General features: G+C 48.5%; 22 protein-coding genes and 3 pseudogenes. 17 read left to right on the plus strand and 8 right to left on the minus strand.

The genetic code is table 11. The features are described 5' to 3' along the window. Nucleotides 1-20 precede the first annotated feature (20 nt). The 4 genes from IPL17_RS14225 to IPL17_RS14240 form a co-directional block, all read right to left on the minus strand. Complete coding sequence (locus IPL17_RS14225) at nt 21-236, minus strand: hypothetical protein (RefSeq protein ID WP_345307740.1); 216 nt, start codon at nt 234-236, stop codon at nt 21-23. Nucleotides 237-305: 69 nt separating this feature from the next. Then, nucleotides 306-638 carry a hypothetical protein gene (locus IPL17_RS14230; RefSeq protein WP_345307741.1) on the minus strand — a complete coding sequence of 111 codons (333 nt, stop codon included), beginning with the start codon at nt 636-638 and terminating at the stop codon, nt 306-308. A 413-nt stretch (nt 639-1,051) separates the two neighbouring features. Next, nucleotides 1,052-1,948, minus strand: a complete 897-nt coding sequence (locus IPL17_RS14235) for an SDR family oxidoreductase (RefSeq protein WP_345307742.1) — start codon at nt 1,946-1,948, stop codon at nt 1,052-1,054. 12 nt (nt 1,949-1,960) lie between these two features. Then, on the minus strand, nt 1,961-2,401 hold the full coding sequence (locus IPL17_RS14240; RefSeq protein ID WP_345307743.1) for a nuclear transport factor 2 family protein: 441 nt from the start codon (nt 2,399-2,401) through the stop codon (nt 1,961-1,963). A 231-nt stretch (nt 2,402-2,632) separates the two neighbouring features. On the opposite strand from IPL17_RS14240, the gene IPL17_RS14245 reads away from it, so the two are divergent. Continuing rightward, complete coding sequence (locus tag IPL17_RS14245; RefSeq protein ID WP_345307744.1) at nt 2,633-3,430, plus strand: hypothetical protein; 798 nt, start codon at nt 2,633-2,635, stop codon at nt 3,428-3,430. Between the two features lie 183 nt (nt 3,431-3,613). Here the strand turns inward: IPL17_RS14245 and IPL17_RS14250 are convergent, their stop codons facing one another. Next, a complete protein-coding gene (locus IPL17_RS14250; RefSeq protein WP_345307745.1) occupies nt 3,614-5,632 on the minus strand; it encodes a hypothetical protein in 2,019 nt (672 codons plus the stop codon). A 167-nt stretch (nt 5,633-5,799) separates the two neighbouring features. On the opposite strand from IPL17_RS14250, the gene IPL17_RS14255 reads away from it, so the two are divergent. From IPL17_RS14255 to ndk, 16 genes and pseudogenes are all read left to right on the plus strand, one after another. Next, entirely contained in the window at nt 5,800-6,966 is a 1,167-nt protein-coding gene (locus IPL17_RS14255) for a cytochrome P450 (RefSeq protein WP_345307746.1), read from the plus strand. 268 nt (nt 6,967-7,234) lie between these two features. After that, nucleotides 7,235-7,609 (plus strand): HsmA family protein, encoded by a 375-nt coding sequence (locus tag IPL17_RS14260; RefSeq protein WP_345307747.1) that lies wholly within the window; start codon nt 7,235-7,237, stop codon nt 7,607-7,609. 227 nt (nt 7,610-7,836) lie between these two features. Then, a complete protein-coding gene (locus tag IPL17_RS14265; RefSeq protein WP_345307748.1) occupies nt 7,837-9,150 on the plus strand; it encodes an efflux RND transporter periplasmic adaptor subunit in 1,314 nt (437 codons plus the stop codon). A gap of 3 nt (nt 9,151-9,153) precedes the next feature. After that, on the plus strand, nt 9,154-9,870 hold the full coding sequence (locus IPL17_RS14270) for an ABC transporter ATP-binding protein (protein WP_345307749.1): 717 nt from the start codon (nt 9,154-9,156) through the stop codon (nt 9,868-9,870). A gap of 138 nt (nt 9,871-10,008) precedes the next feature. Beyond that, on the plus strand, nt 10,009-11,247 hold the full coding sequence (locus IPL17_RS14275; protein WP_345307750.1) for an ABC transporter permease: 1,239 nt from the start codon (nt 10,009-10,011) through the stop codon (nt 11,245-11,247). Nucleotides 11,248-11,329: 82 nt separating this feature from the next. Then, nucleotides 11,330-11,995: a response regulator transcription factor gene (locus tag IPL17_RS14280; protein ID WP_345307751.1), complete on the plus strand. Its 666-nt coding sequence runs from the start codon at nt 11,330-11,332 to the stop codon at nt 11,993-11,995. A 1-nt stretch (nt 11,996) separates the two neighbouring features. Continuing rightward, entirely contained in the window at nt 11,997-13,325 is a 1,329-nt protein-coding gene (locus IPL17_RS14285) for an ATP-binding protein (protein WP_345307752.1), read from the plus strand. Nucleotides 13,326-13,401: 76 nt separating this feature from the next. Next, complete coding sequence (locus tag IPL17_RS14290) at nt 13,402-14,058, plus strand: uracil-DNA glycosylase (RefSeq protein WP_345307753.1); 657 nt, start codon at nt 13,402-13,404, stop codon at nt 14,056-14,058. Continuing rightward, nucleotides 14,055-14,786, plus strand: a complete 732-nt coding sequence (locus tag IPL17_RS14295; protein WP_345307754.1) for an alpha/beta hydrolase — start codon at nt 14,055-14,057, stop codon at nt 14,784-14,786. Before IPL17_RS14290 ends, IPL17_RS14295 begins: the two co-directional genes overlap by 4 nt. A 27-nt stretch (nt 14,787-14,813) precedes the next feature. Beyond that, nucleotides 14,814-14,936, plus strand: a pseudogene (locus IPL17_RS14300) (alkyl hydroperoxide reductase); the annotation flags it as partial. A 30-nt stretch (nt 14,937-14,966) separates the two neighbouring features. Next, nucleotides 14,967-15,299: pseudogene (locus tag IPL17_RS14305) on the plus strand (redoxin domain-containing protein); the annotation flags it as partial. A 1-nt stretch (nt 15,300) separates the two neighbouring features. Continuing rightward, nucleotides 15,301-16,335 carry a cysteinyl-tRNA synthetase gene (locus tag IPL17_RS14310; RefSeq protein WP_345307755.1) on the plus strand — a complete coding sequence of 345 codons (1,035 nt, stop codon included), beginning with the start codon at nt 15,301-15,303 and terminating at the stop codon, nt 16,333-16,335. A gap of 73 nt (nt 16,336-16,408) precedes the next feature. Then, entirely contained in the window at nt 16,409-17,704 is a 1,296-nt protein-coding gene (locus IPL17_RS14315; RefSeq protein ID WP_345307756.1) for a thymidine phosphorylase, read from the plus strand. Nucleotides 17,705-17,766: 62 nt separating this feature from the next. Next, on the plus strand, nt 17,767-20,187 hold the full coding sequence (locus tag IPL17_RS14320) for a tetratricopeptide repeat protein (protein WP_345307757.1): 2,421 nt from the start codon (nt 17,767-17,769) through the stop codon (nt 20,185-20,187). Nucleotides 20,188-20,267: 80 nt separating this feature from the next. Further along, a complete protein-coding gene (locus IPL17_RS14325) occupies nt 20,268-21,143 on the plus strand; it encodes a tetratricopeptide repeat protein (protein WP_345307758.1) in 876 nt (291 codons plus the stop codon). A 75-nt stretch (nt 21,144-21,218) separates the two neighbouring features. Next, nucleotides 21,219-21,671: pseudogene (gene ndk, locus IPL17_RS14330) on the plus strand (nucleoside-diphosphate kinase). A gap of 110 nt (nt 21,672-21,781) precedes the next feature. On the opposite strand, the gene IPL17_RS14335 reads toward ndk, so the two are convergent. The 3 genes from IPL17_RS14335 to thpR form a co-directional block, all read right to left on the minus strand. Beyond that, nucleotides 21,782-21,895: an RsfS/YbeB/iojap family protein gene (locus tag IPL17_RS14335; protein ID WP_345307759.1), complete on the minus strand. Its 114-nt coding sequence runs from the start codon at nt 21,893-21,895 to the stop codon at nt 21,782-21,784. Further along, entirely contained in the window at nt 21,892-22,047 is a 156-nt protein-coding gene (locus IPL17_RS14340; protein WP_345307760.1) for an RsfS/YbeB/iojap family protein, read from the minus strand. The genes IPL17_RS14335 and IPL17_RS14340 overlap by 4 nt, the downstream gene beginning before the upstream one ends. A gap of 78 nt (nt 22,048-22,125) precedes the next feature. After that, nucleotides 22,126-22,542 (minus strand): RNA 2',3'-cyclic phosphodiesterase, encoded by a 417-nt coding sequence (thpR, locus tag IPL17_RS14345; protein WP_345307761.1) that lies wholly within the window; start codon nt 22,540-22,542, stop codon nt 22,126-22,128. Nucleotides 22,543-22,861: the final 319 nt, after the last annotated feature.

Raw genomic sequence — 22,861 nt, forward strand, 5'->3', positions numbered from 1 at the left:
ATAGGGCAATTTCGCATTCTTCAGGGGGTAAACATTTCTGTCCCCGCTACAAATGCAGTATCGGCCAGCAGGATGTAATCACGGGTAAAGACCAATTCATGAATGCTTTGCCTGATTTCGATCTCCGCACCATTACCATCTACGACGATCCACGATTCAAAATCATTGTAACCATCCCAGCGGATCAATTTGACCGGGTGCCCGCTTCCAGGTCGCTTTAACCGATAGTTGACCAAAAAACTTCGGCCTTTTCATGATCGGTATATAAGACATGGGAATTGTTGTAGCCCGGCGAAAAGCCCCCATCACCTCACCGGCGTTATCCGCCAGCATGGGCAGCCATTCATCTCTTCGTCCAGCGGCGTTACGGCTTGTAAACTATCCCTTTCAATGACCCACGGGCGATCAACATCGCTTGTTACCCCCAGACGCCCATCGGGCAGTAGATACAAACCTTCTGTATAGGAACTCATGCCCATCCCGGGAGATAGATACATCAACCCAAAAAAATCAAAGCGGTGACGGGTGTTCTTAAGTTTTTGGCGGGCCAATGCTGTTGGTGTCCACATCAAACGATTGGTAAGCCGTGGTTCCTTGCCCTCAAAATCCATACGAATAATATTCGTATCTCCAACCATAAATGCCTCCGGGGAACCCAGGCATTGACAGATGAAGAGGGACCCTCAATATCGGCGGGGATTTCACCCTCCAAACAATGAAGATCTATTTCAGAATCAAATGTCGATGTGTTTAACACAGTGTAAGTGTCTGGTAGAACAGGAGAAGATGCAGGGCGCTGGCTAAAAGAAGTTTGCAGGGTCATAAAAAAATGATAAAGCTTGCGGCCCAGCAGCAATATGTATCTAAATCTCGGGTAAATATTCTTGAAAACAAAGGAAGAAGTTTGTTGTTTGCTCATGAGGATATTAATATATACCTAATTACGAAAAAATTCAAAAGTTCACTACTTATGAAGCAATCGTTAAACCCGAATTTCCCACAGGGATCAGATGTTCATTGTCCACCGTTTTATGTTTAAGGTGTAAGCCCGTTAATTCTTCCTTATGTCCCAAATGCGTTTCCCCGTTACCCGGTCCAGAGCATGGGCTGCTGGTTTTTCTTCAATGGTTTGGTTAAAGAATTTTCCACTCGTCATGCTTAATTCCGGGGCGGCGGCAAAGTAATAGAGCGCTTCCGCGGATATCCTGGGGTCTTTTAATAACGGAAAAAGTAAATATTTTTGATACCATCGATACAGGATTCCGTTATTCATCCCGATATTTGTAGCAACTTCACCAGGGTGCACTGCATTGATCGTCACGCCGCTTCCATTTAACCTATCCGCTAATTCCCAAACTGTCAGCAGTTGGGCTGTCTTGGAAGCGCCATAGCCTTGCAGACCGCGATACCTGCGTTTTTCCCAATGCAGGTCATCAAGCTTTAATCCTCCAAAACGATGTCCCTCAGAGTTTACCTGAATGATCCGGGAGGGGGCCTTCTCGATCATTCTTTCAAGAAGCAATCGCGTAAATAGAAATGAGGCAAGGTGGTTGACAGCAAATGCAGTTTCAAATCCATCTGCTGTTAAGGTGCGTTTGGTTAAATGCATGCCTGCATTATTAATTAAGACATTGATGACAGGAAACTGATGAAGAATTTGACTTGCAGCGACTTGCACCTCGTCCAGGTTTGAAAAATCAGCTTGAACAAGATCAACCCTGGTGTCGAACAGACCGGTTATTTCCGCCTTAACCCTCTTTGCTTTTTCAGCATTCCGACATACTAGAACTAAATGGGCTCCGCCTTCCGCAAGCCGTTTTGCGATTTCATACCCCACGCCGGATGTCGCTCCAGTAACAACACAAATCTGACCATCCAGCCTGGCAGTTGTGTTTTTTTGGGGCATTCTTGCGTTTTCAATAAATTGAAGTTCTTCAGGAAGTTTCATGTTAAGATCCACCTATCCAAAATATCTATGCATGAATTTTCTATACGGACGATGAAACCAGGGGATCCCATTAAAAATATCCCCCCAGAGGTCGTAATAGTCTCGCTGCTTGATAATGCGGTTATCTTCACCAAATGTGAGTTTTGTGCACCCAAACATGGGTGTGCTGGGAAATTTTTTAAACATCATCGTCATTTTCCATTCAAGGAATATCTCGTTTTCGTGTTGTGCGATTGACGAAATATCCATGCGCAATTGTTCGCAGCGCTGTGTCAGTCGATCACATAATGCAATGAATTTATCTTTGCCTTCTATCCTTTGGATGCTATCTTGAAAAACAATATCCTCATGGTAATATGGGAAAATATGTGACCAATCGGGCTTTCCCTCGCGATTATAGGTTTGAGACCATAGTCTCAGGATATCGTCAGTACTTAAGGGCGCGATGTTCATGGATTCCTTTTGAGGGCTGCAAAGAATTTTCCTGATTTAAATGGTTCGTCAAAATATTGCTGTATCGCCCACTCTATAAAACCATGGGGTCAATAAAATGGCGTATCTAGTAATGGAATACTATGTAATAACGTCTGATAGTTTACTATAATTGTCAGAATATTAAAAATGATTAACTATATTCTCAGAAACGGTTTTTTGAATCATTAATTCTAATTTTGGAGACCAAGTATGGAAAATTCCGTATTAACAAAAAAACTTTCCAGACTTGGGCGGCTGGGAAGAAATATCCTGAAAAGGTTCATGTATTCTCAAATGGCAATCTATTCTGGGTTCAAGATCGCGATCGGAAAAGACCATCCGCTCATGCAGTTCAAGATCGAAAATGACCCTCCATCGATCTATTGGGTATACCGAATAAAGCCATCCGAAATTAACAATTTGGCGCAAAAGCTTCGTATCCCGCCGCAATTCACACTTTGTCCCATTCGGTGCCTGAACACGGATGAGCCAGCTTATTTGTTAACCGTCAACGCCTATCGTGTATCAGGGCTGGCGAAAGGACTTCGAGCGGAATGGTCTATTTTTGTTCGTGATTCCACCAACACTCCCCGTTACATGATTGTGGATGCCAGGTCTTCAACATCCTCCATGGACCCAGTCAATATTATTACTAAAGCCTCCACGGTGATCCATAAACGTGAGGGCAATGTGATTCACACCCAGATCGGTGAAGGAGAGCATGCCTTTACTTCCACGATCACTCTGCCAGATCATTTGCCGTCCGTCACTTCATCCGCGGAATGGGTATCAGCCAACGACTATATATATTGGGGCAACGGGATCTGTGATCGCACATTTTACAATGCCGGTTTAGCTGACGCCCGGCAAAGCCTCGTAGATAGCAAAAACTCAGTAATCAAAGATGGAACCTTTTGGTCTCAGGTGGTGGAATCTGATCCCGTCTACATCCTGAAATTAAATAACGCTATTGAATTGGTTGTTTCTCCTTGGGAAAATGTAGGCTGATATTGCCCCGATAAAGAAAAAAAATTATCATTGAATTAGACGGCTCTCCCTTTGATCGCAGCAATTTGAACAATCAGGCGGAGAACGACACACCTGCACTTGCGTGCTGATGCAAGTGCCAATGGTGTCATCCGTGCAATTGAGTTTGCCTTGAATAACGAATAAGGCTGGGAGCGGGAATTGTCACCGCTCACAGTGAATACGCAGATCGGTGTAGCCCGCCAACTGCGGATGATGCGCCACCTTATCCAGCGCGCCCCATGTCACTCCGTTACAGCCTGATTTAGCCGCTTGCCAGTCTGAAACTTGCGGTGTTTGGCTGATGTTATTCTCGTCGATGAATTCTCCGATATTATCAACCCCTTCGATCAGGTAATTGATGTTCGCGCCAGTGACTACATTATCTCTCAGCATCAGCGTGGCGCTGGTTGGCAGATAGGCCCACAGCTGGCAATTGCCTGTCGAGCAGGTGGCAACCTCCGACTGAGTCGGATCGTTTGAACAGGATCCGCTGTTGCCGTAGACCGCGCCAGTCGCGCTTCCAACACACGCTCCGCCCCACATGTGCGGACCAAGGTTAATGCCGGTGTGCAATCCGCCGCAGCGTGTATCGCCTTCACTGGTGACTTGATTTCCAACAATATTTACTCCCGATACATCCCCAAACGTCCACGGATGAAGCGCGATACCCGCGAACGCGCCGTAATTTCCTGCTTCGATAAGGATCGAATTGCCAGCGATGAAGGTATTCTTTCCGCCAAAGTAAACAATGCCCACATCCGACGGATTGATGATGGTATTGGCCGTGACTGAATGTGCGGGGCCAAAAAGGGTAATGCCATCCGACCATCCGCCAGCGTCGCCGTCATCATCGGTCAGCGTACAGCCCGGGGCGTGGACATGATCGCCTGCTGTATCAATGGTCACATTTTCAATTCTTCCGCCTGCGCTTCCAAAGGCCAGCGCTGTTCCACATTCCGTATCTGAGTTGACGAGGTCATGCACCGCAATGCCTATCGTCCAGCGTGAGGGGTTCTCCAAAAAATTCTGGCTGACATCTAAATTATCCATCGCGCCGTCCATGCCGATGTTGCCGGGCGAACACCACGGATCACCGGCCTGCGTACATTCAGGAAGCCACGAACCCCAGTTGTCATCCACGCCATTAATGCTTTGATCCGAGCCGAGGCATTGCCGCACATCGCGCCCGCCGTTCACGTCTATGTTTCCAAAATCGATATTGTCAATATCGCCCGCATTGCTAAAACGTGACCGCGCAAAAAGACGGACAACGAATCCTTTCAAATCAGCGGTGGCTTGCAGCAGGGCGTGGTCATTCGGGTCAAAGGATGTAAAAGTAAGATCATGTTTTGCGGACATCCCGGTTAAGAAGATTGTCCTGGCGATCAGATATCCCCTGTAAGCAAGGTCACTCTCTGGCGATGTGAAAACGATCGTGTCGCCGCTGCAAGCTGAATCCAGCACCGATTGGATCGCTTCGCTGTCGGGTTGCTCATCGAAAGGATTCGCGCCGAAGTCATCCACATTAACCTTTGCATCTCCACCCGTCAACTCGACCACCCGCACCGCGCGAATGATCTCTGCGCCATCGGCATTATCTGAAATGCGGAAATCCGCGCCGTTGTCACGGTTCGCAAAATTTGCATCGCAAACATTGAAGCTCGCAGTTTTGAATGTGTTCGTATTGGTCTTGACCACCGAGCCTCCGCCCGCGAACTTGCCATCAGAGGCTCCAAACGGGACCGCATCATATTGCAGATTGAATGAATCTGTGCCTTGATCAAAATAATCCACTTCCACCCGCACATGCGCTGTGGGTGCTCCACCAAATAGTCTTTCATCATCCACATTGAACTGGATGTAAGAATCAGGCGTGGTGTCGCCGCCTGAGATCACCTGTCCATTGCCGCTGCTGCGGGCGGATAGTGCAGGTGTTCCAATTGAAACAGCCTGCGTGTCCACATCTCCGCCGCGGTCGAGTGTGATACCTTGAGAATCATTTGTCTCGCCCAGCGTGATGGAAAGGGGAGGCGGCGCAGGGATTTCAGTATTGACCACGGCTGTATTTGTGGCTGGAATAGGGGCAGGAGTATCGGTTGCAGGAACCACGGTCGGCATGTTGCAGGCAGACAAGGCAACGATCACAATACAATTCAATAGTACCGACAGGAAAAGTTTCATGGATACCTCCTTATTTACAAACATTCTAATGCGTATACTTTCAAATGTTTATGTTTAAGAAGCCCATTGTGAAAAAATGTCGCATATCTTGCCGCCTGAGAAAGTCATGAGTATGGATGGGACATGAATTTACTTCGATTACAATCATCGCTCAAAGGAAACCCATTATGACATTCCACACCGATTCAAAAACCGCAACCGAACCATATCAAAACACCCCGCGTGTTGAAAAAGACAACCAGGGAATCTGGCACATCCGCGGCTACGCCGAAGCCAAAGACCTGCTCAAGCAGGAACTGCTGCAAGATGGCTTTGGAGCTGAGAACGTCTTCAGAGCCAAGCTCGAACCTGTCCTTTATCAATATGGTGACCCGCACCGCAAACAGCGCGCCGCCATCGCGAAATATTTCAGCCCAACTACAGTATCGCAAAAACATTGGGCCATGATGGAAAAAGCCGCAGACGAGATCATCGCCAGTTTGACCACTGCCAAACGCATCAACTTGAAGACACTCACGACCCGCATGGCGGTCGTGGTGACTTCGGCAGTAGTCGGTCTCAACCCGACCCAAGGCATGATCCGCCGCATCGATGGCATGCTTCACTCCCCGCCTGCTAAACCTACAAATCCCATCATGCGCGTTTTCGCCGAGATCATCGGGTACTCGCATCAACTTCAATTTTGGTTACTTGATGTCCGCCCCTCGATTGCCGAGCGCAAACGCAATCCGCAGGATGACGTGGTTTCCTACATGCTCTCCAAAGGCAAAAGCGGACTCGACATCATGGTCGAGTGCCTTGTGTATGGCGCGGCAGGCATGGCCACCACCCAGGAATTCATTTGTGCTGTATTGATGCACGCCCTTGAGAATCCGAAAGTCCGCGAGGCGCTCACTTCAGAAGATATTGATGTCCGCTACGAAGCCCTGCATGAGATCCTGCGCCTTGAACCTGTCATCGGCAAGATCAAGCGCAAGGTGATCAACGAGCCTGTCACAGTCACCAGCGGAGGCGAAACCCACAACATTCCCATGGATGCGAAGATCGAATTCCATGTATATGATGTCAATGCGGATGCGCAGGCTGTCGGCGCGAGTCCCGAACAGAACTGTCCGCACCGCGAACTGGATAAGGGAACGTATCGTTCCTTGATCGGGTTTGGTTCCGGTCCCCACCGCTGCGCGGGCGAGCACCTCGCCATCGCAGAAACAGACATCTTCGTCCGCAAATTGCTGGCGCTCAAAGGCTTGCGCGTTGAACATCAAGCCGAAATAAAATATAACAAAACAGTGGAAGGCTACGAGATCGACAATTACATCATTGGTGTGGATTAACTTCCCCTATTGCAAATCAATAGACCTCTTGCGAAAGTCTAAAAGCTTAAACACTGAGCCACGGAGACACAGAGAAAACCAATTAGAAACTCCGTGCCTCAGTGTCTTCGTGGTTCAAAATGATTTTTTTTTTACGGACATTCCTTACAACCTATGCAAGAGGTCAAATATATCTGCTCTAAAAAAAGCGCCAGGAAAACTATTTTCCTGGCGCTTTTCAACAGGCAGGTATAATATTTGAAAATAAAATTTCTGGAGGGAACCACCGATGAATCCTGCTGCAATAATAATCATTAACTTAGCCTTGCTCTTCTACTCCATCGGCGTCTGGAGTGAACGTATTCAAGGCAGGCTCAAAGTTTGGCATACCGTCTTCTTTTGGTTTGGCCTTATCTGCGATACCTGGGGCACTGGACTGATGTTTGAATTTGTCGGCGGCATGAGTTATGACATTCATGGGTTTTCAGGCGTGCTCGCCATCGTCCTGATGTTCATCCACGCGATCTGGGCAACCTTCGTGCTTGTACGAAAAGACGAAAGAATGATCGCCAACTTCCACAAATTCAGCATTGCCGTTTGGTTTATCTGGCTAATCCCCTATCTCAGCCCGATGTTCTTTGGGATGTTGGAGGCGGGCAGATAGTATTATCAAACAGATAATATCTAGCCGCGCAAACGGGCGGGCGTATCTGTGTCGGCAGGATAATATAAATTCAATTTATTTAGGCGGCGGTTTATCCGCCGCTTTTGATTTAACAGTGCTTGTACGGTCTGCGAGAAACCTCCATAACCATCCCATGTTTCTGCACAAATTCTGCACAATCACAAAGTATCTTTGGACAATAATAATAATAAACGAGGAGATACGAAATGTTGAACTTATGGAATAACAAAAAAGTCCGAAATTGGGCTATCGTAGGAATTGTGGTGATTGCCGCCATTTTAATGGCTCGGAGATTTTCTCCCGCCAGGGCAAATAACCCAACCGCCGCATCCCCAGCGACCGTTACTTCGCTGGATGTGGCCGAGACCATTGAAGCCTCTGGGTCTCTCGAAGCCCAGCCCTTTGCTAGCCTAAGTTGGAAGACAAGCGGCGTTGTGGAAGCTGTGAATGTGAAGCCAGGAGATTTTGTCAAAGCTGACTCTATTCTGTTGACGTTGGATCCGACCAGCACCTCGGCAAGCATCGTCTCGGCTCAAGCGGACCTGGTAACTGCTCAAAAAAATCTGGAAGATCTTCTCACCTCTGGCACGGACCTCGCGCAAGCTGCTATTGACCTGAAGACTGCACAGGAAGATTACGATAGTGCAGTCTATTACTTGCGCTATTTGCAAACCGATAACAAGGTTCCGCAAACAACATACTCTGCCAAACTCGTAAAGTCAGGGAATGGCTGGAGGTACGATTACACCACTGAAAACTTCAAAGGCCCTGCTCCCAAAGATTGGATCATTGAAGCGGAGAATGATCTCGCGTTGAAAAAGGCAGAGCTTGAAGATAAACAACGCGAATATGACCGTCTGCTCGCTGGCGAAACTTCAGCGGATGTGATCGCGGCTCAGGCCGAAGTGGATGCGGCGCAGGTGACTGTCAATTCATTGAGCATTATCGCCCCGTTCGATGGTGAGGTGTTATCGGTGGAGCATCACGTTGGGGATGTTGTGGATACAGGTGATCTCTCCATCAACCTCGCAGACATGGATCATCTCTACGTGGAAACACAGGTGGATGAATCAGATATAGAAAATGTCAAATTGGGGAATCTGGCTGAAGTTACGTTGGACGCGGTGCCTGGAGTCACGCTTACTGGCGAGGTGACAGCGATCAATCCAGTCGGTGAAGTTGACTCTGGTTTGGTGAAATATAAAGTCCGCGTGGATTTGAATAAGTTGGAGGAAGAAACATTCCTGCCATTAGGTACAACCGCGAATGTGGTGATCCAAATCAAAGCAGCCTCAAAGACATTAATGGTACCGATCACGGCGATCCAGAATGACAGCGAGGGTGAATATGTTTTGGTAATTCAAGGTGGTACCTCCACCTTGCGAGTGAATGTGGTTGGCGGCGCGATTGTCGGAGACTTGGTTGCTGTTACAGGTGATCTGAAGGAAGGTGATCGAGTTCAGGTGGGGCAGGCAAGTAGTGGACCTGGACCAGGTGGACCTTTTGGCGGAGGAAATTAAGTAATGATACGAACTGAAAATCTAACAAAGGTGTACCAGATGGGCGAAACTGAAGTTCGTGCACTGAACGGTGCGAGTTTCACCATTGAGAAGGGCGAGATGGTCGCGATCATGGGCCCATCCGGTTCAGGGAAGAGCACCTTGATGTCCATCATTGGATGCCTGGATATGCCCAGCAGCGGCAGTTATACGCTGGACGGAATTTCAGTGGAAAACATGGAAGAGACAAAGCTTGCGGAAATTCGCGGAAAAAAGATTGGGTTTGTTTTTCAGCAATTCAATTTGCTGGCACGCACAAGTGCCCTGGAAAACGTGATGTTGCCGCTCACATACGCGGGTTTCTCAGGTAAGGAAAGACGGGACCGCGCGATGAAAGCTCTGGATCGTGTGGGTTTGTCAGATCGTACTCATCATGCGCCAAACGAACTTTCTGGCGGACAGCAACAGCGCGTGGCAATTGCACGTGCGCTGGTGAATGAACCGGCAATTCTCCTCGCAGATGAGCCAACTGGCGCGTTGGATAGCAAGACGGGCGTGGAGATCATGGAACTGTTTCAAAGCCTGTATAAAGATCATGGACAGACAGTTATTTTGGTGACCCATGATTCGTATGTAGCCCGCCATACAAACCGAATCATCAAACTGTCGGATGGAAGCATCGTTTCAGATGAACTAAATGCCCACCCGATCAAGGCAGGCACCCCGCGCGCGGAAGAGTAATTTTCCGTCATTGCGAGGGCACAAGCCCGAAGCAATCTTCAATCATGTTTATGAGATTGCTCACCGCACTGGCGCGCGGCGCAAGTGCCGTCGGGAAATCACTTCCTCGCATTGACGAGATTGATTTGGAGAACGAACATGTTATTTTCAGAAAATTTTAAGATAGCAATACGGGCTTTGCGTGCCAATAAATTACGCTCTGTGCTGACGATGTTGGGAATTGTGATTGGTGTGGCGACGGTGGTCGCCTTACTTTCCATTGGCAAGGGCGCAACCGCCAGTATTACAAGCGATATTCAAAGCAGTGGCACCAACTTGCTGACCGTTTCTGCTGGAAGATCGTTTGGCGCTCCGGGTGGAGGAGCATCTCAACAGGCCAGTCATCTTTATTATTCCGATTATGAGTTGCTTCAGCGCGGTCTGGTGAACAACGTTACAGTGATCGTGCCAAGCTATCAATCCTCCTACATCATAAAATTTGGCGATGAAAGTTTTAGTGTGAGTGTAACGGGTGTCACTGCGAATTATCAGGAAGTGCGCTCGTATGATGTCGCAAATGGTCGTTTTATTACAGAAGGCGATAACAAGTCGGAGGCATTTGTGGCAGTATTGGGTTCCCAAACTGCCGAGGACTTGTTTGGAAGCCTGTCTCCCATTGGGAAAACTGTTTCGGTGAATGGTATCAAATTTAAAGTGGTGGGTGTGCTTGAATCCAAGGGGTCTACAGGCTTTGCATCGTCCGACGATACTGTGTTTATTCCATTGCAAACGGGTTATATAAAGCTATTCGGCAGCATAGCCACATTCAATGGCAAGAAGACCATTGATAATATTTATGTCTCTGTGGAATCCACAGAGATGATGGATACTGTCTCTGCGCAAATCGAATACATGATCCGACGTTCTCATAAATTAGCAGCCTCCGATGACCTGGATTTCAGCGTCCAAAACCAAACCGATACCTTGGAAACCCTAAGTTCCATCACGGATACGCTTACGGTTTTCCTTGGTGCAATCGCGGGAATCTCACTACTTGTAGGCGGGATTGGGATTATGAACATTATGTTGGTCTCTGTAACAGAACGGACCAAGGAAATTGGCTTGCGAAAAGCAGTAGGCGCTACGAAAAATCAGATCCGCACCCAGTTCCTGATTGAGACCATGACGCTTAGTGTTTTGGGTGGAGTGATCGGAATTTTGCTGGGTATAGGGATAGCTTCCATTGTCACTCTAACAGGTCTCATCACTGCTGTCATCACTGCAGATTCAATTTTGCTGGCGTTCTTTTTTTCCCTCGCAATCGGTGTGTTCTTCGGCCTATATCCCGCCTTCCGAGCCGCGAATTTGCATCCGATGGTGGCTTTACGCTACGAATAAAAATAATAGCCACAAAGGGTCACGAAGGTGTTTAGCTTTTTCCATCGTGTACCTTTGTGCCCCTTTGTGGTAAAAAGGTTTTATGCCTAAAAAAATCCTCATCGTAGATGATGAACCCCAGATCGTGGAGATCTGTCGTGACTATCTTAAGGCGGCAGGCTATGAAACGGTCGCAGCCAGTAACGGCTTGCAGGGAGTGTCGCTTTCACGCCGCGAAAAACCTGACCTGATCGTGCTTGACCTGATGCTGCCTGAAATGGACGGCCTGGATGTTTGCCGCGAGATCCGCCGCGAAAGCAATGTGCCCATTATTATGCTTACTGCCCGCGTTGACGAGACCGATAAACTCATCGGTCTTGAGTTGGGCGCGGATGATTACATTACCAAACCATTCAGCCCGCGTGAATTGGTGGCGCGCATTCGCGTTGTTCTGCGCCGTGTCGCCAGTCCGTCCGATAGTGGTACCATCCGCGCGGGGAATGTGGAATTGGATCGCGCTCATTATGAGGTACATCTGTCAGATAAAACTGTTCCGCTTACTTCCACCGAGTTTGAAATCCTCGCCACGCTCATGAGTCAGCCTGGCCGAATTTTTTCCCGCGCTCAGATACTCACAGCCACACATGGCGTTACCTTTGAAAGCCTCGAGCGCGCCATTGACTCTCATATCCGCAACCTGCGCCGTAAACTGGAACCAGCCGTGTTGATCGTCACCGTGCATGGCGTTGGTTATAAATTTGAAGGCTGACATGTATTCATCCGTCCGCGAGATTCGTAATCGTTTATTAAGCCTGCTTGTCCGCGCCTTTGTGTTTGTTTTATTTATATCCTTGTTTTTCTTCCTTTTTATAATGATCTACTTTTTTGCATCACAAAATTCACCCGTTTCACCGCCCTTCACAAGCACACTGCAGGGATATTATATGGGGCGCGGCAGCTGGGATGGCATTGCTCCCGTATTTGATTCCATCGATGAATTAAATTCCCTCAGCGCAGTTTTATTGGATCAGGACCAGCATGTCGTGCTTGACCGTGATCCTGGTTCTGTTTCAAAAGTTGGTTCCATCTACAAGATTCGACCCAAAGATCTTGCATTAACCCTGGAGGCAAATGGAGAAAGGATAGGCTGGCTTGTGATCACGTCGCTTTCACTCACAACCCGCATCAACTTTGCGCGTGCGATCATCCTGCCTGTCGGCGGGATCTCGTTTCTTCTGGCTTTTTTTCTGATTGTTGTCGCTGCTTTGTTGGTCCGCCGCTTTGTCAACCCGCTGGCAGATGTGATCTACGCCGCGCGCGAAGTCACAAACGGCAAACTCACCACCCGCATTTCCAGCGAAGGTCCGCAGGACATGCGCAGTCTTTCCGAGAGTTTCAACGAGATGGCGTCTTCCCTTGAACGTAATGACCGCGAACGTCGTGACATGCTCGCTGATATCGCCCACGAATTACGGACGCCGCTCTCTGTCATCCGCGGGCGACTGGAAGGCATCGTGGACGGAATCTACACTGCCGATGGCGGACAAGTCTCGCTTGCCCTTGAACAAACTTACCTGCTCGAACGCCTCGTGGATGATCTGCGCCTGCTGACTCTCGCCGAGACCCGCCAACTGCATTTCGAGAAAAGACCAGTTGACCTTGCCCAGCTGATTGATCATTCAATCGAAATGTTCTCCGCCGAAGCCCGCGAAAAAAATATTTCACTATCTTTCGAACAGGGGAACGGTGATTTCACAATGGAACTCGATGCGCAGCGCACAGAACAGGTCATCGGTAATTTAATTGGAAATGCTTTGCGCTATACTCCCGAGGGCAGCAAGATCTGGCTTACTTTGGAATGGGCATCCGACTCGGTTTGTCTCTCTGTTAATGATAATGGCGCTGGCGTCCCAAATGAAGACCTGCCGTTTCTCTTTGACCGCTTCTGGCGCAAAGAGAAATCCCGCACGCGTTCGAGCGGCGGCACAGGCTTGGGGCTTGCGATCACCAAGCAGCTTGTCGAAGCCCAGGGCGGCACAATAGAAGCACGGAATTTGCCTGAAGGCGGGCTTCAAATAAAAATATTATTGAAAGGTTGATTTTTATTCGTTCGCGTGAGTTTGGTGTGGAAGCCTATGGCAGGGCGTGATTTGATTTCTGGTATACAATGACATCATGTCAGATCTTGAACAACTCACACAACAAATCATTTCCTGCCGTAAATGTCCGCGCCTGGTGGAATGGCGCGAGGAAGTCGCGCGTGTTAAACGCAAAGCCTACAAGAATGCGGATTATTGGGGTAAACCAGTCCCCGGATTTGGAGACCCGCAGGCGCGCGTGCTGGTGGTGGGGCTTGCGCCCGGCGCGCACGGCTCCAACCGCACGGGACGACAATTCACAGGCGATGCTTCGGGCGGATTCCTTTTTCCGGCGCTGTACCGCGCCGGGTTCGCGAATCAGGCGGAGGCGGAGTCTCGAAGCGATGGTCTCATTCTTAAAGATATGTATATCACCGCGTCAGGCCGCTGCGCTCCGCCGGATAATAAACCAAGTCCGCAGGAATTAAATAATTGCCAGCCATATCTTGAAGCGGAGTTGAAAATTCTTCACCCCAAAGTGATCGTGTGTTTGGGACGGATTGCCTTCGAAAGAATCTTGAAAATTTATGGAGCGCGCAATTCAGTATATAAATTCACTCACGGCGCGTCATATCAACTGCAAAATGTCTGGATCGTGTGTTCATATCATCCCAGCCAGCAAAATACGTTGACTGGAAAACTGACCATTGAAATGTTCGACAAAATTTGGGAAAAGGTAAAATCACTTTTATGAAAATAATTAAGCGCATCGCTTTTGGACTTTTAGTTGTTGTGTTCGTCATGGGGTTGGGATTCGTCGTTTGGGCTGAAACTCCGCTTGGGCCGGCCCCCGAAGCATTGGCCGCTCTCGAATCGGATTCGCAGGTGACCGTAACTGTGGAAAAATTTATAACTTTCAAACCTGCCAGTCTGCAACCAGAAACGGGTTTCATCTTCTACCCCGGCGGACGTGTGGATTATCGCTCTTATGCCGCGCCTCTGCGGAGGATCGCGGAGCAGGGGTATTTAGTCGTATTGGTTCCTGTACGCTTGAACCTGGCTTTTTTTGACATCAACGCGGCTCAACCTATTTTTGAAAAACATCCTGAGATCGCACATTGGGTAACTGGCGGACATTCCCTCGGCGGTGTGGCTTCCGCTTTGTTTGCAAAAGATAATCCAGAAATAGAAGGGATCATCTTCTGGGCATCCTATCCTGCTGACGATTCGCTTAAGAACAGCGATCTGAAAATGCTCTCGATTTATGGAACCAAAGACATGGCAGGCATGGAAAAATTCGATGAAACGAAACCTTTCCTCGTATCAAACGCAAACTATGTTGTCATTGACGGCGGAAATCACGCGCAGTTTGGCGATTACGGCTCCCAGCCAGGAGATAATGAGGCGGAGATCTCTCGCGCCGATCAACAGTCACAAGTTGTTTCGGCAGTCGTTTCATTTTTGGCTTCTTTTGCGCAATAAGAATTTAGTACAAAGTATAATGAATATATGACTCTTGCAAACATTATGCCCCCCGGCCAGCTTGCGCCTGATTTTGAGCTTAAAGATATAAATGAGAATTTAGTTCGACTTTCCAACTTTATTGGAAACCAGCCCGTTGTGCTTGCTTTCCTGCGCGGTTTTATGTGACCCCATTGCCGCGCGCAGTTGGCGCGTATGAGAGACTCCTATGCGGATTTCAAGCAGCGCGGAGCAGAGATCCTCGCAGTAGGCCCTGACGATATGCAATCCTTTCAACGATATTGGACAAAGGAAAATCTTCCCTTTGTCGGTTTGCCCGACCCTGACCATAAGGTTTCCAGGCTATATCGTCAGGAAGTGAACTTATTTAAATTAGGACGTATGCCAATGAATACCGTCCTTGATATCAACGGGTACATGCGCTATGTCCACTTTGGTTCATCCATGTCCGATATCCCAGATAATGAAACTTTCCTTGAAGTAATAGACAATCTCAACGCGGCATCCAATTAGCATGACTTTAGGGCGTATCGCGTTTCTTGGATCAGGAGAGACTTCCCTCGCGGGAGGTCGTATTTTTGAAGCGCTTGCCCGCCTCATTCCTGGACCTTTGCATGTTTCTGTACTGGAAACGCCGGCTGGCTTTGAGTTAAATGCCTCGATCGTAGCCGCTCGGGTGGGGGATTTCCTTAAGACACGCCTTCAGAATTACAAGCCCACGATAGACCTGATCCCCGCCCGCAAACAGGGGACGGAATTCAGCCCGAATAATATTGAAATATTGAAACCATTATTACAAGCCAATGTCATCTTTATGGGACCGGGCAGTCCCACTTATTTGGCGCGCCAATTGCATGGCTCACTGGCTTGGGATATTATCCGCGCGCGGCACAGACTAGGCGCTACGTTGATATTTTCATCCGCCGCAACGATCTCGGTTGGGGCATGGGTACTGCCAGTTTATGAGATCTACAAAGTGGGCGAAGACGTTCACACGAAGCAAGGTTTGAATTTCTTTTCAGACTTTGGAATGGACCTGTCCTTTGTCCCGCATTGGAATAATGCCGAAGGCGGTACTGACCTCGATACCAGCCGTTGTTTTGTTGGCATCGAGCGCTTTGATCAATGGGTCAAATTATTACCTCGTGACAATATCCTCGTTGGGCTGGATGAACATTCAGGCATCATCATGGATTTTGAGAAAGGGACTTGTGATGTGCATGGTGTCAGTTCTGTGTCGGTGGTCAAGAGTTCCAGTATGGAGATCTATCCTGCGGGCGCAAAATTTTCACTAAATGAATTGGGAAATTTCAATTTGTCTGACCCAGTTGGGAAGGGGATTCGTCCCGAAGTATGGGAAATGGTGCTGAATGCTTCTAAGACAAACGACCAGGAAGCGCCTCCTGAGGAAGCCTTGAAATTGCTCGAACAGCGGAAAGATGCCCGCTCTCGAAAGGATTTCGCAGAATCAGACCGCCTGCGGGAAGAGATTGCCGCATTGGGCTGGATTGTCCAAGATGGCAAAGAAGGCCAGAAATTGACCAGATAGCAGGTCACGCGTCAAGCGTGACCTTTTCATTTATGCGATAAAATTATCTTGTGCAACACACAAGGAGAAATACATGCGCGCGGTAGACATCATCATCAAGAAACGCGATAAAAAGGAATTGACTTCGCAGGAGATCGAATTCTTTATAAGGGGATTTACCAATGGCGAAATACCCGATTATCAAGCCTCTGCCTTTGCAATGACCGTTATGCTGAACGGCATGACTTCCCATGAGACGAAAGACCTTACGCTGGCAATGGCACACTCCGGGCAGGTGCTCGACCTCTCAAAAATTGTGGATGTCGTGGTTGATAAACACTCCTCAGGCGGAGTGGGTGACAAGACCAGCATCTCGGTCATGCCGATGGTGGCGGCTTGCGGATTGCCCGTTGGCAAAATGTCAGGCCGCGGACTTGGCTTTAGCGGCGGCACGATCGATAAATTGGAATCCATCCCTGGGTATCGCGTGAACTTGACTACCAATGAGTTCAAACAACAATTAAAAGAAAAAGGCATCGTGCTTACCGGCCAATCTTTGGACCTTGCACCTGCCGATGGCAAAATGTACGCGCTCCGTGATGTGACTGGCACCGTGCCCTCGATCCCGTTGATCGCATCTTCCATTATGTGCAAGAAGATCGCTGCCGGGGCAACCGCAATTGTCCTGGATGTAAAAGTTGGCCTTGGCGCGTTCATGGAAACTCTAGATGAAGCGCGCAAACTAGCCAGTTTGATGGTTGATATCGGTCATTTGGCAGGACGGAAAACTGTCGCCCTGCTTTCTGACATGAATCAGCCTTTGGGGAATGCGGTTGGGAATTCGCTGGAAATGATCGAAGCCATTGATCTATTGCGGGGCAATGCCCCCGTAGATTATCTTGAACATTGTTTGCATGTTACCGCGCATGTTCTGGTGGTTGGCGGGCGTGCAAAGGATTTGAACGAAGGACGGGCTCTGGCTGAGAAATGTATAACTGATGGGAGCGCGCTCGAGAAATTCCGCGTGCTGGTGCAGGCGCAGGGCGGTGATGTCGCTTACGTGGATGATGTCAACCGATTTGAACGCGCAAAATATTTGGAAGTAGTAAATGCACCTCGAAGCGGATTCGTTTCACAGGTCCATGCCCGGATCGTGGGGGAGGCGGCTGTGACGCTCGGGGCAGGTCGCACCAAAAAAGGTGATCCCATTGATCGCGCAGTCGGTTTTATCATCCATAAGAAAGTAGGGGATGGGGTTGAAGCGGGGGAACCGTTATTTGAAATTCATTCGAACGATGAAACAAAATTGAAGGCTGCGCGCGAGGCTGTTCTCTCTGCGTATGGTTTTAGTGATGAATTTGTATCTCCATTACCACTATTTTACGAGTAAAATAGTATTTAGGATTGCGAAATTTTTAAGAATCAGACAAATTTCACTTCAGGAAAAATGCAATGGCAAAAGTCTCGTTAAGAATTTACAATCGTGAAATTGAAAGCCTCATTGATCAGGGAAATACAGATGAGGCTGTTGCGCACTGCCATCATATCTTAAGAACCTTCCCGAAGCATTTGGAAACCTATCGTTTGCTCGGCAAGGCGTATCTTGAAGCGAAACGTTATAACGAAGCCGTGGATATTTTTAGCCGTGTGCTGATGGCTGTTCCTGAAGATTTTGTGGCTCATGTTGGGATGAGCATCATCCGTGATGAGCAGAACAAATCCGATGATGCCATTTGGCATATGGAACGCGCATTTGAGTCTCAACCTTCCAATGCCGCCATTCAAAGTGAATTACAAAGACTTTATGGCCGCCGCGATGGAATGGAGCCGCCCAAGATACGAATGACGCGCGGCGCGTTGGCGCATATGTATGTGCAGGGTGAATTGCATTCCCAAGCCATTGCTGAGATCCACACTGTGCTTGCTGAAGATCCAACTCGCAGTGATATGCAGGTCTTGCTTGCGCGGTCTTATTTTCTTAGTAATCAAAAAGCGGATGCCTCGGATATTTGTTCACGCCTATTAAAGCAGTATCCATTTTGCTTCGATGCAGATCGAATAATGGTTGAACTCCTGCCATCCGCCGTTGACGCAGAGAGCACACAGGTGTATCGTGCGCGGGTCATTGAATTGGATCCATATGCCGCGCTTGCAAAAAGCTCTGTATTTAAAATAAATGAAGTCCCGGATGCCGCTGTCAATTTGGAGCATCTTGAATATACAGGCGATGATGTGCCGATGGGGCAGGAATGGGGTGCTTCCTTGGGGATTGGGCTCGCGGCTTCCACAGCGGTCGGGCTGGCGTCTGTTAATGTCGATGATCAACCGGATTGGTTAAAGTCAGAGATACCCTCTCAAATCCAGGCTCCGCTTGAATTTGAATCAATTACGCCGCAAAACGAGGATATTCCTGATTTTCTACGTGCTGCTGGGTGGGAAGAATCAAAAACGCCCGAACAGCCCACTTCAATATTCGATTCGGAACCCGCCGGCAGTGACGATCTTGTACCGGCAGACCTTCCGGACTGGCTCAAGGAACAAGCTCCAGCTGGCGAGCAGAAAGCTGCGGACTCTCAATTTGGCTCCGAACAATCCATAGATACTCCTGATTGGTTATCCGAGCTTGGTGACGGTGAGCCACTTTCAGTTTCTGAACCTGCTCAAGCAGAATCTGCGCCAGTAAAAGATGCTCCAGATTGGCTAAATCTGCCGGCAGATGACGCGGCCTTGGTGCAATCTGGTGAAGTGCCTGATTGGTTAAGCGGCCTTGGTGATTCAAAAACGCCTGAAAATATATCAACTCAATCCAGTGAAATTCCAGATTGGCTGGATGCTCTTGATGATGTGAAAATCCCCGAACCTGCGCCAGTCCAAGCAGGTGTTGCGCCGGATTGGCGCAACGATATTGATAAACCCTCTGAAGCCCCATCAGAAATATCGGCTGCTGAACTCCCCGAGTGGTTAAGCGGTCTGGATAGTCCGCAAACTTCTGAGCCGCTACCCACGCAATCCACTACTATCTCAGATTTGTTTAGTACGCCGTCTTCAGAGTCAGTGACAAACCAGGTGAGTGAACTTCCTGATTGGTTGGATGGGCTTGATGACTTGCAGCCAATTCAACCGGTAGCATCCACGCTGCCTAGTGTTGAGACGCTCGGTTCAACTGTTCAGGAACAGGATGATGCGGTGGCCTGGCTTGAAGCACTGGCAGCCAAGCACGGGGCCAAGCCTGAAGAGATGGTCACTGACCCAAACAAACGCAGTGATACAGCACCTGAATGGGTTCAACAGGCGCAAAATATTAATCAACAAACAACTGACCAGCCATCAGTACAAAACTTGGGGACTTCTGCCCAGGAACAGGATGACGCAGTGGCGTGGCTTGAATCTCTCGCCGCCAAGCACGGAGCCAAACCTGAAGAGATGGTCACTGACCCGAATAAACGCAGTGATACACCGCCCGAATGGGTACAGCAAGCCCAGGCTATCGGAGAAGTCGAATCTTCTGCCAACACAACAGAAGAAGATAAGCAAAAGACCGGCGAACAATTCCTCGCTGATTTTGCAAGCGCATCCGCTTTACCTGCAAACGATGAAACAGGCATCTGGCTGCGTAATCTTGATGATCCTGAAAAGAAGGATGAGTTCATTACCCCGCTTGCCAGCGAAGCAACTGATATTCCTGATTGGGTGAATGATTTGAAGCCCAAATCTGTGCAACCCGAAGAACAAAATCTTCAGAATGCTGAAATTCCTGAATGGTTAAAGGATGGGCAGCAATCAGTCAGTACGGACAATCGATTCGACTTTGCCGAGAAAGAGGAAGTTACTTCGCAAGATTCTGATCTTCCAAAATGGTTAAAGCGATGCTGAAGAGGAATCCTCAGTAAAGAGCAGCTTAAGTGAAAATAGCTTGAATGATCAGGATCTTTCAAGCTGGTTGAGCGGTTTGGATGATGAACCTGGACTTCCATTTGAAGCGATGCCAACTCCAGGATCGATTTTGGCAGGCATCTCCCGCTTCCAGTTTCACTGAAGAGCCTGTAGCTGCGAATTCTGACCTGCCTGATTGGTTAAGCGGTGTCGACGCAGCGGATCAGGCGGATTTGGAAGAGGATGCGTGGAAGAAATCCGTCGAACAGGAATCACAAATTCCCGCTTCTGTGCCTGCCGAAGAACCTGCCCCTGTCAGCCTGACAGCCGATCTGCCCCGAGTTGGCTGCAAGGCGTTGAGAGGAAGTCTGCGCAGGTTGAAGGATTGGAAGAGGATGATGATCTCCCCCCATGGATGCATCGCGAGCAATGGGAAGCAGATGAGAAGCCGCAGCCGCTCCAACCCACCTCTCCTTCTGATTGGCACCCTGTGGAAGTGGAAACGTCTCAACCTGTTTCGGTGCCTGTGCAGGAAATGGCTGTTGAAGAGATCCATCAGAGTGTTGAGACTATTTCTTTACAACCTGTCATCCCTGTTCAATTTGATGCTGAACTCCCCGAGCCTGAATTGCCTGTTTCAAAACTTGCCCCAGCCAAAAAGAAATCTGGTTTGTCTGCGGCAGATCCAGCCTGAAGGGCAGAACATTACAGAGGTGTTGAATCAAGCCAAGGATGAGTTGGACCGAGGTGATATCCCAGCTGCATTGGATCATTACGGGAAGCTCATTAAAAAAGGCAAGAATCTCGAAGAAGCCATTCGTGATCTGAGCGAGTCGCTATATCGTTATCCGGTGGAAGTTGGTATCTGGCAAACTTTAGGCGATGCGTACATGCGCTCCAATCGCTTGAAGGAAGCGCTCGAGGCTTATAACAAGGCTGAAGAACTAATACGCTAATAAATACCATCCCAGTGCGAGAGACAGGACATCGCACTGGGGAGTATCATACTTATATTATTTGGAGGAATTTCTGTGGAAAGAACGCTTGTACTTGTAAAACCCGATGGTGTGCAACGTGGGTTGATTGGTGAGGTGATTGCACGCTTTGAACGCCGCGGACTTCGACTGGTCGGTGCGAAGTTTATTCAGGTTGGTCAATCATTGGCTGAGACACATTATGCTGAACATGTTGGAAACCATTTTATGCTGGTCTCATTTCTTATATTACGTCTGCGCCTGTTATGGCGATGGTTTGGGAAGGTCCCAATGCGTGTTGCTGCTGTTCGTCAGACGGTCGGTTCCACCAAGCCTGTTGAAGCCGCGCCTGGCACAATTCGCCACGATTATGCTCTTGAAGTAGGTCGTAACCTTATTCATGCTTCAGATAAGCCGGAGACTGGTGTGCGTGAAGTAGGACTCTGGTTCAAAGCCGAAGAATTGGTTGATTGGAATCGGGCTGTGGATGCGTGGGTGTTCGAGAAATAGGTAGGCAAGTAATTAAGTAAAGGTAAATAAAAACATCCCGCGCGATCGCGCGGGATGTTTTTATTGTATGCAAGTTGTCTACGTGTTTACCTGTCTACTGTGCTGTAATCCTACTGCACTCTCAATAATACCTTTCCATCTTCCCATAATTCTTCGAGATTGTAAAAGTCGCGTTGATCGGTTGAGAAGAGATGTACGACCACATCCCCAAAATCCACGATCACCCAGCCATCGCGTGAGAAACCTTGTTGTTTTCCTTTTTCTTGTATTTGCTGCGGATGTCTTCAACGGTGGCTTTGGCGAGGGCGTCCAACATACGGTCGCTTGTGCCGGTACAAATAATAAAATAGTCTGTGAATGAGACAATATCTTTCAAATCGATTAGAACTATATCTTCCCCTTTTTGTCTTCCAGGAGTTTACGAGTTCACGAGCAAGTGCGAGTGCGTTCAGATTTAACCTCTTGATTTTGATAGTGGAGCGGAAAATAACCTTGTATAGATGGAGCCGCTTGGTTGTAAGTCACTTTTAATAAGATGGATCGAGTCTATTCTGGCAATGCCAATATTGCCAAGTTGAATATTATCCATTGCTGCGCGGATCTTTGGCAGATCCAATGGATTGATGTTCTGCCGAACACGCCCGATGGTAAGATGCGGCGAGAAAGGCTGATCCGCCTGTTCATAACCAAGCCGGGTAATGCCTGTTTCGAGGTTTTTTTGGAGGATTGCCAAATCTGCCGGGGCATGAACTCCGATCCATAGAACGCGGGGTTTGCGCGAGTTCGGATATGCGCCAAGTCCGCCAAGCTGAAGATCAAACTGCATATGCAAAGCGGCTTCGCGCATGAGCAACTGTTTCAGAAATTCCACATGAGAACCCGGCGATATCTCCAATGAATTTTAAGGTCAAATGCATATTTTGGGCGGGGATCCAGCGGATGATATCCTCTCTCCCCAAGCGCGGCGCAGGCCGGCAGTTTCCTTTTCAATTGCATTTCGAAGATGCGGGGGAAATTCAATGGCAATAAATGCGCGTAGAAGACCCATACGATCCGTTTACACCTTTTGTTATACCTTATTCCACGGATATATTCAGATTTAGCAGCCTGATCGCGATACCAGTGAATGCAAGCTCATTGGCACTAAAAATAGCATAAACCAGATGAATTGGCAAGGGCGGACTTGACGG

The sequence above is a fragment of the Candidatus Villigracilis saccharophilus genome (genome assembly GCF_016711665.1).